15 protein-coding genes are annotated in these 14,622 nt (G+C 55.9%); 13 read left to right on the forward strand and 2 right to left on the reverse strand.

Annotated features, from left to right (window positions below; translation table 11 throughout):
* The first annotated feature begins 12 nt into the window (after positions 1-12).
* Genes ACY1JZ_RS09045 through ACY1JZ_RS09060 form a run of 4 tightly spaced genes read left to right on the forward strand, consistent with a single transcriptional unit; the run spans position 13 to position 5,041 of the window.
* Entirely contained in the window at positions 13-1,512 is a 1,500-nt protein-coding gene (locus ACY1JZ_RS09045) for a tagaturonate reductase (RefSeq protein WP_462628927.1), read from the forward strand.
* Complete coding sequence (locus ACY1JZ_RS09050) at positions 1,505-3,022, forward strand: UxaA family hydrolase (protein ID WP_462628928.1); 1,518 nt, start codon at positions 1,505-1,507, stop codon at positions 3,020-3,022. The genes ACY1JZ_RS09045 and ACY1JZ_RS09050 overlap by 8 nt, the downstream gene beginning before the upstream one ends.
* A gap of 19 nt (positions 3,023-3,041) precedes the next feature.
* Positions 3,042-3,983 (forward strand): aldo/keto reductase, encoded by a 942-nt coding sequence (locus ACY1JZ_RS09055; protein WP_462628929.1) that lies wholly within the window; start codon positions 3,042-3,044, stop codon positions 3,981-3,983.
* 44 nt (positions 3,984-4,027) lie between these two features.
* Positions 4,028-5,041 carry a zinc-binding alcohol dehydrogenase family protein gene (locus ACY1JZ_RS09060; protein WP_462628930.1) on the forward strand — a complete coding sequence of 338 codons (1,014 nt, stop codon included), beginning with the start codon at positions 4,028-4,030 and terminating at the stop codon, positions 5,039-5,041.
* A 120-nt stretch (positions 5,042-5,161) separates the two neighbouring features.
* On the opposite strand, the gene ACY1JZ_RS09065 is transcribed toward ACY1JZ_RS09060, so the two are convergent.
* Positions 5,162-5,389 carry a 3-dehydroquinate dehydratase gene (locus ACY1JZ_RS09065; protein WP_270165146.1) on the reverse strand — a complete coding sequence of 76 codons (228 nt, stop codon included), beginning with the start codon at positions 5,387-5,389 and terminating at the stop codon, positions 5,162-5,164.
* 155 nt (positions 5,390-5,544) lie between these two features.
* On the opposite strand from ACY1JZ_RS09065, the gene ACY1JZ_RS09070 reads away from it, so the two are divergent.
* Positions 5,545-5,709, forward strand: coding sequence for a hypothetical protein (locus ACY1JZ_RS09070; RefSeq protein ID WP_462628931.1), 165 nt, complete (start codon positions 5,545-5,547; stop codon positions 5,707-5,709).
* A gap of 34 nt (positions 5,710-5,743) precedes the next feature.
* Here ACY1JZ_RS09070 and ACY1JZ_RS09075 read toward each other — a convergent pair whose 3' ends face one another.
* The gene (locus tag ACY1JZ_RS09075) at positions 5,744-6,742 is read right to left on the reverse strand and encodes an aldose 1-epimerase (RefSeq protein ID WP_270165144.1); all 999 of its coding nucleotides are present in this window, start codon (positions 6,740-6,742) and stop codon (positions 5,744-5,746) included.
* Positions 6,743-6,983: 241 nt separating this feature from the next.
* On the opposite strand from ACY1JZ_RS09075, the gene ACY1JZ_RS09080 reads away from it, so the two are divergent.
* The 8 genes from ACY1JZ_RS09080 to ehuA all read left to right on the forward strand — a co-directional run bounded on the left by ACY1JZ_RS09080 (position 6,984) and on the right by ehuA (position 14,523).
* On the forward strand, positions 6,984-7,832 hold the full coding sequence (locus tag ACY1JZ_RS09080) for a sugar phosphate isomerase/epimerase family protein (protein ID WP_462628932.1): 849 nt from the start codon (positions 6,984-6,986) through the stop codon (positions 7,830-7,832).
* A gap of 146 nt (positions 7,833-7,978) precedes the next feature.
* Complete coding sequence (locus ACY1JZ_RS09085) at positions 7,979-8,560, forward strand: thioredoxin family protein (protein ID WP_462628933.1); 582 nt, start codon at positions 7,979-7,981, stop codon at positions 8,558-8,560.
* Positions 8,561-8,860: 300 nt separating this feature from the next.
* A complete protein-coding gene (locus ACY1JZ_RS09090; protein ID WP_462628934.1) occupies positions 8,861-9,850 on the forward strand; it encodes a Gfo/Idh/MocA family protein in 990 nt (329 codons plus the stop codon).
* A gap of 11 nt (positions 9,851-9,861) precedes the next feature.
* Positions 9,862-10,791, forward strand: a complete 930-nt coding sequence (locus ACY1JZ_RS09095; RefSeq protein ID WP_462628935.1) for an aldo/keto reductase — start codon at positions 9,862-9,864, stop codon at positions 10,789-10,791.
* Between the two features lie 597 nt (positions 10,792-11,388).
* The gene (ehuB, locus tag ACY1JZ_RS09100) at positions 11,389-12,207 is read left to right on the forward strand and encodes an ectoine/hydroxyectoine ABC transporter substrate-binding protein EhuB (RefSeq protein WP_462629065.1); all 819 of its coding nucleotides are present in this window, start codon (positions 11,389-11,391) and stop codon (positions 12,205-12,207) included.
* 12 nt (positions 12,208-12,219) lie between these two features.
* Positions 12,220-12,864 (forward strand): ectoine/hydroxyectoine ABC transporter permease subunit EhuC, encoded by a 645-nt coding sequence (gene ehuC, locus ACY1JZ_RS09105; RefSeq protein WP_462628936.1) that lies wholly within the window; start codon positions 12,220-12,222, stop codon positions 12,862-12,864.
* A gap of 7 nt (positions 12,865-12,871) precedes the next feature.
* Entirely contained in the window at positions 12,872-13,534 is a 663-nt protein-coding gene (gene ehuD / locus ACY1JZ_RS09110; protein ID WP_462628937.1) for an ectoine/hydroxyectoine ABC transporter permease subunit EhuD, read from the forward strand.
* Between the two features lie 59 nt (positions 13,535-13,593).
* Positions 13,594-14,523, forward strand: coding sequence for an ectoine/hydroxyectoine ABC transporter ATP-binding protein EhuA (gene ehuA, locus ACY1JZ_RS09115; protein ID WP_462628938.1), 930 nt, complete (start codon positions 13,594-13,596; stop codon positions 14,521-14,523).
* Positions 14,524-14,622 lie beyond the last annotated feature (99 nt).

Below are 14,622 nucleotides of genomic sequence, written 5' to 3' on the forward strand. Positions count from 1 at the left end.
GGAGGTGTTCTTGTGCAAGCCAATCAAACGTTGCTGAGTAAGGAAAATCTATCCCCGCAGGAGCAGGAGCAGTATACAGCGGTGCAACATAGCCCGATTACTATCTTGCAGATTGGGGAGGGCAATTTTCTGCGTGGATTCGTGGACTGGATGATCGCGCAATGCCGGGCGAAGGGGCTGTATCAAGGAGCGATTGCAGTGACGCAGCCGCGTCCTTCGGGCAAGGCCAAGATTGAGAGGCTGAATGCTCAGGATCAGCTCTATACGCTCGTTATTCGTGGTTTGGAGAAGGGGGAGCGTGTGGAGGAGCGTCAGGTGATGAACGTGTTTGCCTCCGCGTTTGATCCATATAGTCAATGGGAGAAGCTTCTGGAATTAGCCGAGCGACCGGAGCTGGAATTTGTCGTGTCGAATACAACGGAGGCCGGGCTGAGCTACAAGCCGGAGGAGCTGCGCGAGGGGCAGCCGATTCAGTCCTTCCCCGGCAAGCTGGCGTATTTCCTGTATAAGCGCTATCTGGCCTTTGAGGGGGCGGCGGACAAGGGATTGATCATGCTGCCGACGGAGCTGCTGGAGCGCAATGGCGATGAGCTGAAGCGCTGCGTGCTGCAGTTCAGTCGCGATTGGGGCTTGCCGGAGGCCTTTATCCAATGGGTCGAGGCGCATAACCGTTTCCTCAACTCGCTCGTCGATCGCATCGTTACGGGGTATCCTGCTCAGGAGGCGGAGAACTGGTTCGCGCAATGGGGCTACCGCGATGAGCTGCTGAATACGGCGGAGCCGTATCATCTGTGGGCGATCGAGGGCGAGCCGCAGCTTGATGAGCGTCTGCCGCTGCAGCAGGCAGGACTGAACGTGCATTGGGTGGATGATCTGAGGCCATACCAGCAGCGTAAGGTCAGGCTGCTCAACGGCTCGCATACGCTGATGACGCCGATTGCACTGCTGCATGGTCTGCGCCAGGTGCGTGAGGTGATGGAGCATGAACAGTGGGGAGCGTTCGTGCGGGAGGCGGCCAAGGAGGAGATTATTCCGGCTACGCCGCTGGACAGCGCAGAGCTAGCAGCATATAGCGAGACGGTATTCGAGCGCTTCCTCAATCCGTATATCGAGCATCGGCTTGCGGATATCGCCATGAACAGCATCAGCAAGTTCAAGGCGCGGCTGCTGCCATCGCTGCAGGGCTATCATAGCCGCTATGGCAAGCTGCCGGAGCGGATCGTTCAGGCCTTCGCTGCGCTGCTGCTGCTCTACAAGGTGCGCAAGACAGAGGAGGGCTGGGCGGGCACAGACCTGACGGGTCAGACCTATCTGGTGCGGGACGATGAGCAGGCGCTGGCAGCAGTAAGTCATGTGTGGGCTGAAGCGAAGCAGGGTCAGACGGCAGCCGAGACAGCGGAGAGGCTGTTGGCATTAACTGACGTGTGGGGGCAGGAGCTGGCCGCGATCAATGGCTTAGCCGAGCGCTTAGGTGATTATATAGAAGAAATGGAGCGGTCTCGTCATGAATAAATGGATACGCCTTCATCCGAAGGATGATGTTATTATCGCTCTGCAGCCGATCTCCAAGGGGCAGACGGTGCTGGTGGATCATGTGGGCACGGAGGGAGCCGAGCCAATCGTTGTTCAGGATGATGTGCCCAAGGGGCATAAAATACTGCTTCGTCCGGTCAGTCAAGGTCAGGACATCTTAAAGTTCGGCTATTCAATCGGCAAGGCCAAGCAACCGCTGGAGCCGGGCTGTTGGGTGCATACGCACAATATGGAGACGGGTCTGAAGGGCTTCCTGGAATACCAGTATGAGCAATCCGGTGTACTGCAAGCGCCAAAGGCAGTTGATCCGTCGCAGGCGCGCACCTTTAACGGTTATGTGCGTCATAATGGCGAGGTAGGCATCCGCAATGAAATCTGGATTATCAACACTGTGGGCTGCATTAACAAAATGTGCGAAAGCCTGGCGCGCATGGCAACCTCGCAGTACCCGGAGCTGGTGGATGGCGTTCATCATTTTGCTCATCCGTTCGGCTGCTCCCAGCTCGGGGATGACCTGACGCATACCCGCAGTCTGCTCGCATCCCTCGTGCAGCATCCGAATGCTGCGGGCGTGCTGGTGGTTGGGCTAGGCTGCGAGAACAATCAGATCGACACCTTCAAGGAGGCGATCGGCGAATTTGATCCGCAGCGCATCCTGTTTATGCGCTCGCAGGACGAGGAGGATGAGCTGGAGCGCGGACTGGAGCTGATCGGGGAGCTGGTGGACTATGCCCAGACCTTCAAGCGTCAGCCTGTGCCGCTATCCAAGCTGAAGCTTGGTCTCAAGTGCGGCGGATCGGACGGACTGTCCGGCATCACCGCCAATCCGCTGGTCGGCGCCGTGTCGGATAAGCTGATTGAAGCGGGCGGGACGAGTATACTGACGGAGGTGCCAGAGATGTTCGGCGCGGAGACGATCTTGATGAACCGCGCTGCCGATGAGCAGACCTTCGACAAGATCGTTCATCTGGTCAACGATTTCAAGCAATATTTTATCCGTCACGATCAGGAAATCTATGAGAACCCCTCTCCGGGCAACAAGGAGGGCGGCATTACGACACTGGAGGAAAAATCACTCGGCTGTACCCAAAAGGGCGGGCATGCGACGGTCGTTGATGTGGTCGGCTATGGCAAGCGTGTTCATCAGATTGGATTGAACCTGCTGGAGGCGCCGGGAAATGACATGGTGTCGGTAACCGCTCTGTCTGCCGCGGGCGCGCATATCGTGTTGTTTACGACGGGTCGCGGCACTCCCTTCGGGGGGCCGGTGCCGACTGTCAAAATCTCGACCAACAGTGAGTTGGCTGCACGCAAGAAAAATTGGATCGATTATAATGCGGGCACGCTGGTCGAGGATCAGACGATGGAGGAGGCGAGCGAGGAGCTGTTCGAGCAGATTATCCGCATTGCCTCCGGTGAGCAGAAAACGCATAATGAGCAGCGTGGCTTCCGAGAGATCGCAATATTCAAGGATGGCGTCATTCTCTAAGAGAGGTGGAGTGGCTAGGATGCAGTTCAGAAGATTAGGCCAGACAGGGCTGGAGGTATCCATTCTCAGCTATGGCGCCTCTGCATTGGGGTCGGTGTTTCGTGACATTCGCCCCGAGGAGGGCATCCGCACGGTTCATGAGACGATCGACAGGGGAGTGAATCTGATCGACGTCTCGCCCTACTATGGCTTGACGAAGGCGGAGACGGTGCTGGGTCAGGCGCTGGCCGAGCTTCCACGGGATCGCTATCTGCTCTCGAGCAAGGCGGGGCGCTATGGCGCCGACGAGTTCGATTTTTCGGAGCAGCGCATTATCCGCAGTGTCGAAGAGAGTCTATTCAGGCTGGGAACGGATTATCTGGATATCTTGCTGCTGCATGATATTGAATTTGTACCGTTCAGCCAGATCGAGGAGGGCTTCGCCGCGCTTGACAAGCTGAAGGAGCAGGGCAAGATCCGCTTCCATGGTGTCTCCGGGCTGCCGCTGCCTGCACTGGAGAAGGCGCTGCGAGCCAAGGCGCTGGATGTTGTGCTGTCCTACTGTCATTATTCGCTGAATGATAATACGCTGCTGGGACTGCTGCCAATCATTAAGCAGCGCGGTACTGGGCTGATCAATGCCTCGCCCTTGTCGATGGGACTGCTGGGCACCCGCGGCACAGCGGACTGGCATCCGGCGGCAGAGGAGATCAAGGCAATCTGCAAGCGGGCGGCACTGTTCTGTGAGCAGCAGGGGACGACGATTGCCAAGCTGGCGGTGCAGTATTCGACCTCACGCCCGGACATTCCGACAACGCTGGTCAGCACGGCTAACCCGGATAATATGATGCAGAATATTCAGTGGCTGGAAGAACCGCTGGATGAACAGCTCCTGTGTGCGGTGATGGAAATTCTCGCTCCGGTGCACAATCGGACGTGGAGCAGCGGCCTGAGGGAGTATAACGAAGAGCTTCAACTGTAATGCGCTGTTGCCAGCCCTGATGATGCATGAGGAGGAGGAGCGATATGAAGCAAATTGTATGCGAGCAGCCGGATCAGCTCGTGATGAGAGAAGCTGCGGAGCCGCAACTGGCCGAAGGGCAAGCGATCGTGCGGATACGGCGGATCGGAATATGCGGAACCGACCTGCATGCGTATAAGGGCAACCAGCCCTTCTTCACCTACCCGCGTGTGCTCGGCCATGAGCTGGCGGGCGAGGTGGAGGCGGTGCATCCGTCTGTAACCGAGGTGCGCGCAGGAGATCGAGTGAGCGTCATTCCCTATATGGAATGCGGACAATGCATCGCATGTCGCAGCGGCAAGACGAACTGCTGCACGCATATGCAGGTGCTGGGCGTGCATCGGGATGGCGGGATGAGCGAGCGAATTGCCGTTCCAGCGAGCCATCTCGTCGTGGTCAATCAATTGACGCTCGATCAGGCGGCTATGCTGGAGCCGCTCAGTATCGGCGCCCATGCGGTGCGGCGCTCCGGGCTGCGGGCGGGCGATACGGTGCTTGTGATCGGCGCGGGGCCGATCGGGCTCGGCGTTATGGCGCTGGCCAAGCATCTCGGCGCGCGAGTCATAGCGATGGATATTCAGGAGGAACGGCTGGCGTATTGTCGCAGGTGGGCAGGGGCAGAGGAGACGGTGCATGCGCTCCATAATCCGAAGGAGCGGCTGGAGCACTTAACGGGCGGTGACTATCCGCTGATCGTGTTTGATGCAACAGGTCATGCGCAATCGATGATGCAGGCGCTGCATTATGTTGCGCATGGCGGCACGCTGGTATATGTCGGGCTGGTGAAGGGCGAGATTACATTCAGCGATCCAGAATTCCATAAGCGGGAGCTGACGATGATGGGCAGTCGCAATGCGACCCGGGAGGACTTCGAGCTCGTCGTGCAGGCGGTGGAGAGCGGACGGATCGATGTGGACAGCTTCATCACCCACCGGGCTGCCCTGGATGACATGATCAGTGAATTTGCAGGCTGGCTGCGGCCGGAGGCAAGTGTAATCAAAGCCGTAGTGGAGCTGTAGGCACACAAATATCCCCTGAATCAGGCAATGTAGCTTGGTTCAGGGGATATTTGCGCGGGAGAGAATGCGGCCAGGCGGAACACAGGCTTTTGCTTGACGATCGGTCAAGGCGGTCATTCCTTAGTATAGTGAGATGGTCAAGGTGTCCTTCTCGTTAATCGCATGCAGTGTCGCTTCACTGCCGACAATCTCAACACTGATCAGCGAGCGCAGGCAGTTTTTGAGCGCATTTTTGCCGGTTTCCCATTTGCGGTTCAAGGTTTGTGCCAGCTTGTCCAATGTTTTTTTGTTGGATTCGGTAATATATACAGGGATTTTTTTATTTTGAAATGAAATCATGGTTCTCATCCTTAATCACTCCAATACCTATAAGAATTGATTTGAGAACAGTATAACGCAGGAATATTAAAAAAGCCTTAAATTCGGTTTACAATATTGTGATAATTCAGAAAGATGTGCGTAAATCGGTATCTGGAGGTCTACGGTGTGAGTGGAACAAGCAGTTGCTGCGTTGCAAAGGATCGGAGTCATCTGGAGGCTATGGCGATGACGCGGGTCAGATGAAATATCGCCACCCGCTGCATCTGGCTGGAGCAGTACGTCTGCCAGGGAGCGGGGAAGGCGCGGCGAAGAAGCCGGCTCTCCCCGACAGAAGCCTGTTACTGTGATGCGGATGGAACAAGCAGATCGAACAATGGCAAGTTAGGCTTTGTTCGGCGCAAGGGCAACCACATCAATGCGGGTGTCGGCAGCTACATGACCGCCTGGCGCGAGCGCGCGGAAGCCTGTCAGCTCGGCAGGCAAGGAAAGATGCGGCGCATTCGTTACCCAGGTGTATGGCTCAGGGCACAGGTAGCCGGACTTGGCATCATTATTGTACACAACCCACTGTCCGAAGTGGCTGTCGCCACTGTACGTGATCTGCAGTCCGGCATCCGGGTCGGTAAGCACGGCAACGCACTCGGCGCCTTCCGGCACCTGATAGACTGTGTCCAGCGGCATGCCGCTCAGCGACATGCCCGCGTTCAGCTCTGCCGCGTAAGGAATCTCAACCAGCTCGCCAGTCGGCAGCAGCCGATCGGTCAATTCCCAGATGCGGTCGGTAAGCAGCTTGAACGTGCTGCGCTCCACCGAGCCCTCAGGCGAGATCGGGAAGTTGAACGTCGTGTGATAGCCGACGCCCCACGGGAGCGGCTCATGATCGAGATTGTCGAGAATGAAGCGCTTGATCACCGATCCGCCTTCGAAGATCAGCTGCAGCTTCACAGTAAAATGATGCGGGAGCGCCTCGAATACGGATGGCACCTCCTTGGAATCGACTGTCGTCTCTACGATGGCCTGATTGCCCTCCACCTCAGCGCGGTGAAGCTTCCATGGAATGTCCTGCAGCACGCCATGGATATGATTGCCGCGATTGGACTCATTCAATGGAAAGCGATAGGTGCGGCCATTGAATTCAAATTCGCCGCCATCGATCCGGTTCGGAGGGAACAGCACTGGTGTGCCATACAGCGCAGGCGTCTCTAGAAACTGCTCGCGGGTTTGTGGCGCTCGTAGCAACGGTGTGTTCGTCTCACGCCAGTTCAGCTCAATCAGATTGCTTCCCCATGCCGGGACGATAACCGCTTCCAATTGGGGAGTGCTCACATGAACAGCCTGCTCCCCAAGATAGTTGATCTGTTCTACAGACAGCTTGGACATTTGCGAATCAACCTTTCTATAAGTGCATTCCTTATCTTTATTCGAGTTGCTTCCCTGATTCTCCTTTTTCGCAAGGAATAAAGTATAGAAAGCGGACAGGAAGCTGTGCCGACGCGTCCATACGGCGCGGCCTAGGCACAGTGAGGTTGTCCATTCCTCTGCGGCAGCTTGTATAGCGGTGAGCGCCATGGTATAAATGAACTGATACATCGAGGCTAGACTACGAGGAGGGTATAGGACGATGATTAAAGGTTTGACAAGGTCGGGAATTGGCATGAACGCGTCATTGGAGCAATTCGTCCGTCAGGCGGCAGCGCATGGATTTGGTGCGGTCGATTCAAGTGGAGCGGAGCTGGAGGGCTGGGCGCAGCAGACAGGGCTGGCGACGGCGCAGGAGCTGCTGCAATCGCTCAATATGAGGATTGGCGCCATCGCCTTGCCAGTAGAATGGAGGCAAGACGAGGCCACCTTCCGCAGCGAGTTGGCTGCATTGGCACAGGCGGCGCAATGGGCCGAGTCGTTCGGCGTGAAGGCGTGCTGCACGTATGTGCTGCCTTCCACCGATGAGAAGGCTGCCCATTTTGCGGTGGTGGCGACAAGGCGTCTGCGCATCTGCGCGGATATTTTGGATGGCTATGGGATAAGCCTGGGGCTGGAGTTTGTCGGTCCGCATCATCTGCGTACCCACTGGGCGAATCCATTCCTCTGGACAATGGCAGAGACGCTAGATTGGATCGGCGCGATCGGACGCCCTAATGTCGGACTGCTGCTTGATGCCTATCATTGGTACACGAATGAAGGCACAGAGCGAGAGCTGCTGGAGCTGAATCCAGCGCAGATCGTCCATGTGCATCTCAATGATGCCAAGCCTGTTCCGGTGACGGAGGCGTTGGATAATGACCGCATCTATCCGGGCGAAGGCGTCATCGATCTCCCGCTCTTCCTGCGTTCGCTCCAGACCATCGGCTACCGCGGGGTGGTCTCTCAGGAGATTCTGACTCCGCAGCCACCGGCACAGTCGGAGGCGGAGCTGCTGGCTCGATCGCAAGCGGCATTTGACAGCGTATTCAAGGCGGCTGGTCTGCAGTAATATCCCTCATGGACATCTGCAGCCTGGTTTGCTATACTCCAAGCGGGAGAAATCCCTATTTCAGCTTGGAGGAGTGTGTCTTCTAACGCTAACGGGAGCGGGTTGGAGGACAGGCTCTAATACGGATGAATAGGAGATGGTTACACATGTCATTTACATTGCCTATCGGTGCTCAGGCCCCGGTTTTCTCGTTGCCTGCAACAGACGGAAGAACGTATGCTTTAACGGATTTTGCGGACGCTTCGCTGCTGGTCGTGTTTTTTACTTGCAATCATTGTCCCTATGTTGTCGGCTCCAATGCCATCACTCGTGAGACAGCGCTTAAATATGCGGATCGCGGTGTGCGATTTGTCGGCATTAACTCGAACAGCGTCAATACCAAGCCAGATGATTCATTTACACGTATGGTTGAGGTTATGGAGGAGGAGCGCTTCCCGTGGGTTTACCTTCATGATGAGAGCCAGAGCATTGCCAAAGCATATGGTGCGTTGCGCACGCCGCATTTCTATGTGTTTGACGGGGAACGCAAGCTGGTCTACACAGGACGAGGCGTCGACTCGCCGCGCGATACCAGCAAGATGACGGTCAATGATCTGGACAGAGCACTGGCTGAGGTGCTGTCCGGCTCCGGGGTATCGGTACCGATGACCAATCCGATCGGCTGCAATGTGAAATGGGATGGACAGGATGAGCATTGGATGCCGGTAGAGGCTTGCGATCTCGTATAGTCGCTTATAGCGGCTCGATGGACAGAGCGGTCTTCACATCGCTTGAGCTGCACGCTAAGATAGAGCCATAACCAAGGCCTGTTAGCCCTATTATTACGGAATGAACCTTCAATCTGCTCTTGCATGTTGAAGGTTTTTTATTATGATAGAGGACAGCCGTACAGGCTGAGCGCTCCCGGTAGACAAGGGATAGGCTAGGGGATAGATGAATATTGTTATATTGCTATGAAAACCCTTTTATATCGCTTCTGTGATTGATGACTTATAATAAGGGTAATTCCAAGATTGAGGGGTGCAACGATGTCTAAAAAATTGCGATGGGGCGTGCTCGGCTGCGCAGGGATTGCCAAGCGGTCGGTTATTCCCGGCATTCAGGGTTCACAGACCGGTGAGGTGGCGGCAATCGCCAGCCGCGATGTGGCTAAGGCGCAGGAGACGGCTGAACAACTGAATATCCCTGTTGCCTATGGCAGCTATGAGGAGCTGTTAAACGATACATCGATTGATGCGGTCTATATCCCGCTCCCTAACCATCTTCATATGGAGTGGACGCTGAGAGCAGCAGAGGCGGGCAAGCATGTGCTGTGCGAGAAGCCGATTGCGCTCAATGCTTCGGAGGCGGCGCGTATGGTCGAGGCCTGTGCATCGGCTGGCGTTCATCTGGCGGAGGCATTCATGTATCGCCATCATCCGCGCTATGAGGTGATCAAGAATATTATTGCATCGGGCGAGATCGGGGAGGTGCGCGGCCTGCATGGGACGTTCACGTTCAACAATGCTGGCGACAGCAACAACGTGCGCTACCGCAAGGAGTGGGGAGGCGGCTCGATCTATGATGTCGGCTGTTATCCGATCAGCGCGGCTCGGCTGTTGCTGGGCGAGGAGCCGGAGGCGGTCTCCGTGCACGGGCTGCTGTCCCCCGAGCATGACGGTGTGGATATGATGGCCTCCGGTATGCTGGAGTTTTCCGGCGGCGTTGCGCTCACGTTTGATTGCGGGATGTGGGCCGACTTCCGCAATACGTTGGAGGTGCTGGGGACTGAGGGGCGGATTGAGGTGCCGACTGCATTCATCCAGAGCCCGAACTTCTTCGTTATTACGAAGGAGGGCAAGCGAGAAGTGGAGCAGCCGGCGCTGAATGCTTATTCGCTGCAGGCGGATGATTTCGCAGCCGCTGTCTGGAAGGAGCGGGAGCCACGGTTTGACCCGTCGGATGCGGTCGCCAATATGAAGGTCATCGATGCTTGCCTGACTTCGATCCATGAACGCAAGCGTGTCGAGATTCGATAGGAGGGAAACGGTTGAAGCATATTGAGATTGAAGGATTGAATCAGGGGGTGTCAAGGCTCATTATGGGCTCCGATTATTTCGCGCCGGAGGTCTATGAGCTGGTGTGCGCTAATCTGGACGCCTATGTGGGCATTGGCGGCAACACGATTGATACCGCTTATATTTACTGCGGTGGCAAGAGCGAGCAGGCGATTGGCATGTGGCTGGAGGAGCGGGGCAATCGGCAAGCGATCAATGTATGGACGAAGGGCGCGCATCCGAATAAGGATGGCAAGCGGGTAAACCGCGCGGCGATTGAAGAGGAGCTCAAGATCAGTCTGGAGCGTCTGCGTACTCATTATGTCGATCTGTATGCGCTGCATCGGGACGACCCGGAAGTGCCGGTGGGCGAAATACTGGAAATATTGAATGAACAGGTCGAAGCGGGTAAAATGCTGGCATTCGGCGCCTCCAACTGGACATGGGAGCGACTGCACGAGGCACAGGTCTATGCGGCGGAGCATGGCCTGCGCGGCTTTACGTTCAGCAGCCCGAATCTGGCGCTCGCCAAGGCGCAGGAGCCATACTGGGCAGACTGTGTCAGTGTGGACGAGCCAGCGCTGCAGTGGCATCAGCAATCCAAGCTGCCGATCCTCTCTTGGTCGGCACAGGCTCGCGGCTTCTTCACTGGACGGTTCACACGCGACGACCGCTCGGATGCCGATCTGGTAAGGGTCTTCTACAACGACGACAATTGGGAACGGTATGACCGGGCGGAACAACTGGCCGCGCAAAAAGGACTGACGACTATTCAGGTTGCACTGGCATATGTCCTGAACCAGTCCTTCCCGACAGCGGCGATTATCGGGCCGCGCAATGAGGCGGAATTGCACTCCTGCCGTGATGCGGAGGCCGTCTCGTTGACGGAGGCCGAGGTCAATTGGCTCAATCTGCAGGACTGATGCCAGGCATATACGTGAGCACATGGATGTAAACGACTATAACAGATGGATGGATTCGGCAGCAATTGCGAATAATCCACAATGAAAAATCGGCGAATGGATGCATTTTATGCGGAAAATCGCCGATTTTTATATTTTTCACGGATAATATGCAGTGAATCTATATTTTATGCGGGTTATCTCTCCTTTTTTATCCTGACCAGTCATTATGATACTGTAGCTGTGTCATCTGTTTTGAATAAAAATCATCTGTTTATAACACAGTTTGCTGACAAGAGAAAATGGCGTATCCGTCCATATACGGGATGATCGGGGAGGAATAAGGCGTATCGGCCGGATAATCTCCCCTCTTCCTAACTGAGCCTAAATATTCACAGAATATGGAAGCATAGTGGAAATGACCCCTGGGGGGGATTCATGTTAGCATTAAATAGACCTCAAGCAAAGAGCGCAGCTATCATCCAGCTCGAAGTCATCCAAGGCTCAGAGCATTGGGGAATAACGGGAAGGGTTGTGATCGGTATTATGAGGAAGGGATGGCTCCTCATGCTGACGGCCGTGCTGCTGTTCACCACAGCATGTGGAGCAAATGGCGAGATGGGGACGAAGGGAACCGGAGCAGGTGGTGAAGCGGGGCAGAGCACGCTTGCCAAGGCCAGGGAGCAAGGGTACATAACGGTAGGATTCGCTAATGAGAACCCTTACGCCTACAAGGAGGCGGATGGTACGCTGACCGGCGAGGCGGTGGAGATTGCCCGTGTCATTCTGCAGCGTCTCGGGATCGAGGAGATGCGCGGAGAGCTGACGGAATTCGGTGGACTGATCGGTGGGCTGCAAGCCGGACGCTTCGATATGATTACAGCGGGCATGTTTATTAACGAGAATCGGTGCATGCAAGTGGCCTTTGCTAACCCGGAATACAGCATCGGTGAAGCGATTGCAGTCCAGAAGGGCAATCCGCTTCAGCTTCGCAGCTATGAGGACATTGCAAGCAGTGGCGCCAAGGTGGCTGTGATGACTGGAGCATTGGAGATTGAATATCTCGAGAAATCTGGTGTGGCGGATAGTCAGATCGTCATCGTTCCCGACCAGGATGCGGCGGTGAATGCGCTGCAGGCGGGAAGAGCTGACGTCATCACGATGACTGATCCTGCGCTTCGCTCCAGACTTGAAGCGGCACAGGACGATAAGCTGGAGCGGGTCGAAGCGTTCGAGCAGCCGGTTATTGACGGCAGCAGCGTCCGTGGCTATGGAGCTTCTGCATTCCGCCAGGCAGATACCGAATTTGTCGAGGCATTCAATGATGAGCTGGCGAAGCTGAAGCAATCCGGGGAGCTGCTGGAGATTCTGGAGCGGTTCGGCTTCTCGGAAGCGGAGCTGCCAGGTGAGATGACAGCAGCAGAGCTGTGTGGTTAAGCGATGGCCTCCATGTGGCTGGAATGGCTGCCCCTGATGGGGGAGGGGCTGCTGGTTACGATACAGGTGACCGCGCTTGGCGCCATCGTGTCCCTGGTCTGTGCGCTGGCAGCCGGATTATGCCTGATGTCGAGGCATGCTCTGGTGAAGGGGCTCGCTTATGTGTATGTGCAGTTTTTTAGAGGCGTATCACTGCTCGTCTTGTTGTTCTGGATGTATTTTGTTCTACCGTTCCTCGGCATCGAGCTATCCAAGCTGGCTGCGGCTGTGCTGGCGATCGGCTTGAATTATGGCGCCTTCGGCGCAGAGATTGTAAGAAGCTCCATTAAGGCTGTACCTCGCGGGCAATGGGAGGCGGCTACCGCGCTTAATTTTACACCTGCGCAGCGGATGCTCAGAGTTGTATTTCCCCAGGCTCTGATTCGGATGCTCCCGCCCATGAATAATTTGATGATCGAGCTGCTCAAGGCGACTTCGTTAATCTACTTTATTACTCTGACGGACCTGACGTATCAGGCAATGATCCTGCGCAGCCTGTACCTTCCGCAAACTGCACAACTCTTTGGCTTGCTGCTTGTTCTTTACTTCATCCTGGCATCGTTGATCTCGCTGCTCGCTCGTCTGCTGGAGCGGAAGCTGGCGGCAGGAAGGATGTGATGGATCGATGTGGGATTGGAGCTATGCCCTCTCTATTTTGCCCAAGCTGCTATCTGCCTTGCAGGTGACGATTGTCGCTACACTGGCAAGCTTTGCCGTAGCGTGCGCGCTTGGCTTAATCCTGGCGATGCTGGCTCGCTCTCGATATGCCGCCATCAGGATGAGCATCAACGGAATCTCCGAGTTCATTCGCCGGACACCGCTGCTCGTACAGATTTTCTTCTTGTTCTACAGTATACCGCTGCTCACCGGCATATCCTTGCCCGCATTAACGGTAGGCATTATCGGTCTGGGCCTTCACTACAGCACCTATCTATCCCAAGTATACCGATCCGGTATAGATAATATTGATGCTGGTCAATGGGAAGCAGCACGAGCGCTGAATTTCACGCCGGCACGCACCTGGACATCGGTCATTCTGCCGCAGGCGCTGCCGCCGATTATTCCGATTATGGGCAATTATCTGATTGTGATGTTCAAGGAAACCCCGTTGCTGGCGGCGATTACTGTCGTAGAGCTGCTTACTACGGCCAAAAACATCAATGCCCGCGACTGGCGTCCATTCGAGCCGTACACCTTGGTCGGGATACTCTTCCTGATTATCAGTATGGCGGTCGCAGTGCTGGTCGGGCTGCTGGAGCAGCGGATGAAGCGGCGTTACAGCCGCTAAGCCGTCAGATTGCTGGACATCCAACGTTATGATAACCAGCAGAAAGGAGGAGGAGGCTTATGAGTACAGCGAGTACAGAGAGTACAGCGAGAACAGCGAGTACACCAGGTATAGAGAATACAGGGAGTCTGGCAGGTACAACGAGTTCAGCCCTTCAGACGACAGCGCCTGTCGAAGAGCAGCTACAGGAATCGACTGCTAGCCACTCGTCTGTGCGTGATGCAGCTCCTGCTCTGCCGGTGGTCTCTTACCGCAAGGTGACGAAGCGATATGGAGAGCTAGAGGTGCTGCATGGCATTGATCTGGACATCGCTGCCGGGGAGAAGGTGGCGCTGATCGGACCGAGCGGGTCAGGCAAGACGACGATCGGACGGATGCTGATGACGCTGGAGGAACCGACCTCAGGCATGATCGAGGTGGAGGGCGAGCCTCTGTGGCATATGGAGCGCAAGGGCAAGCTGGTGAGAGCCAATGAGCAGCATCTGCATCGGATGCGCAGCCGCATCGGTATGATCTTTCAGCACTTCAACCTGTTCCCGCATATGAAGGTGCTGCGCAATGTGACCGAGGCTCCGCGCAAGGTGCTCGGGCTGAATAAGGAGGAGGCCCATGAGCGAGCCGTTGAGATGCTGTGCAAGGTGGGGCTGGAGGATAAGCTGGATGTGTACCCCTCCAAGCTGTCCGGCGGGCAAAAGCAGCGGGTGGCAATCGCCAGAGCTCTCGTCATGCGTCCGAAGGTGATGGTATTCGACGAGGTGACCTCAGCCCTTGATCCCGAGCTGGTTGGCGAGGTGCTATCGGTCATCCGGGAAATCGCGGAGGAGGGCGAGATGGCGATGATGCTAATAACGCACGAGATGGACTTTGCCAGGGAGGTCGCGGATCGGGTGATCTTCAAGGCAGACGGACGCATTGTTGAGGAGGGCAAGCCAGAGGACATCTTCGAGCGTCCGCAGAGTGAACGGCTGCGCGCCTTCCTCAACCTATAATTAAGTCGTGTCTGATCCCCCGTTCAAGGGGGCAGATCTGATCCGTTCAGAGTGTTCAGAGGTTCAGAGGTTCAGACACGCCCTAACGAAGGTAGCATT

Source organism: Paenibacillus sp. J5, from assembly GCF_054955055.1.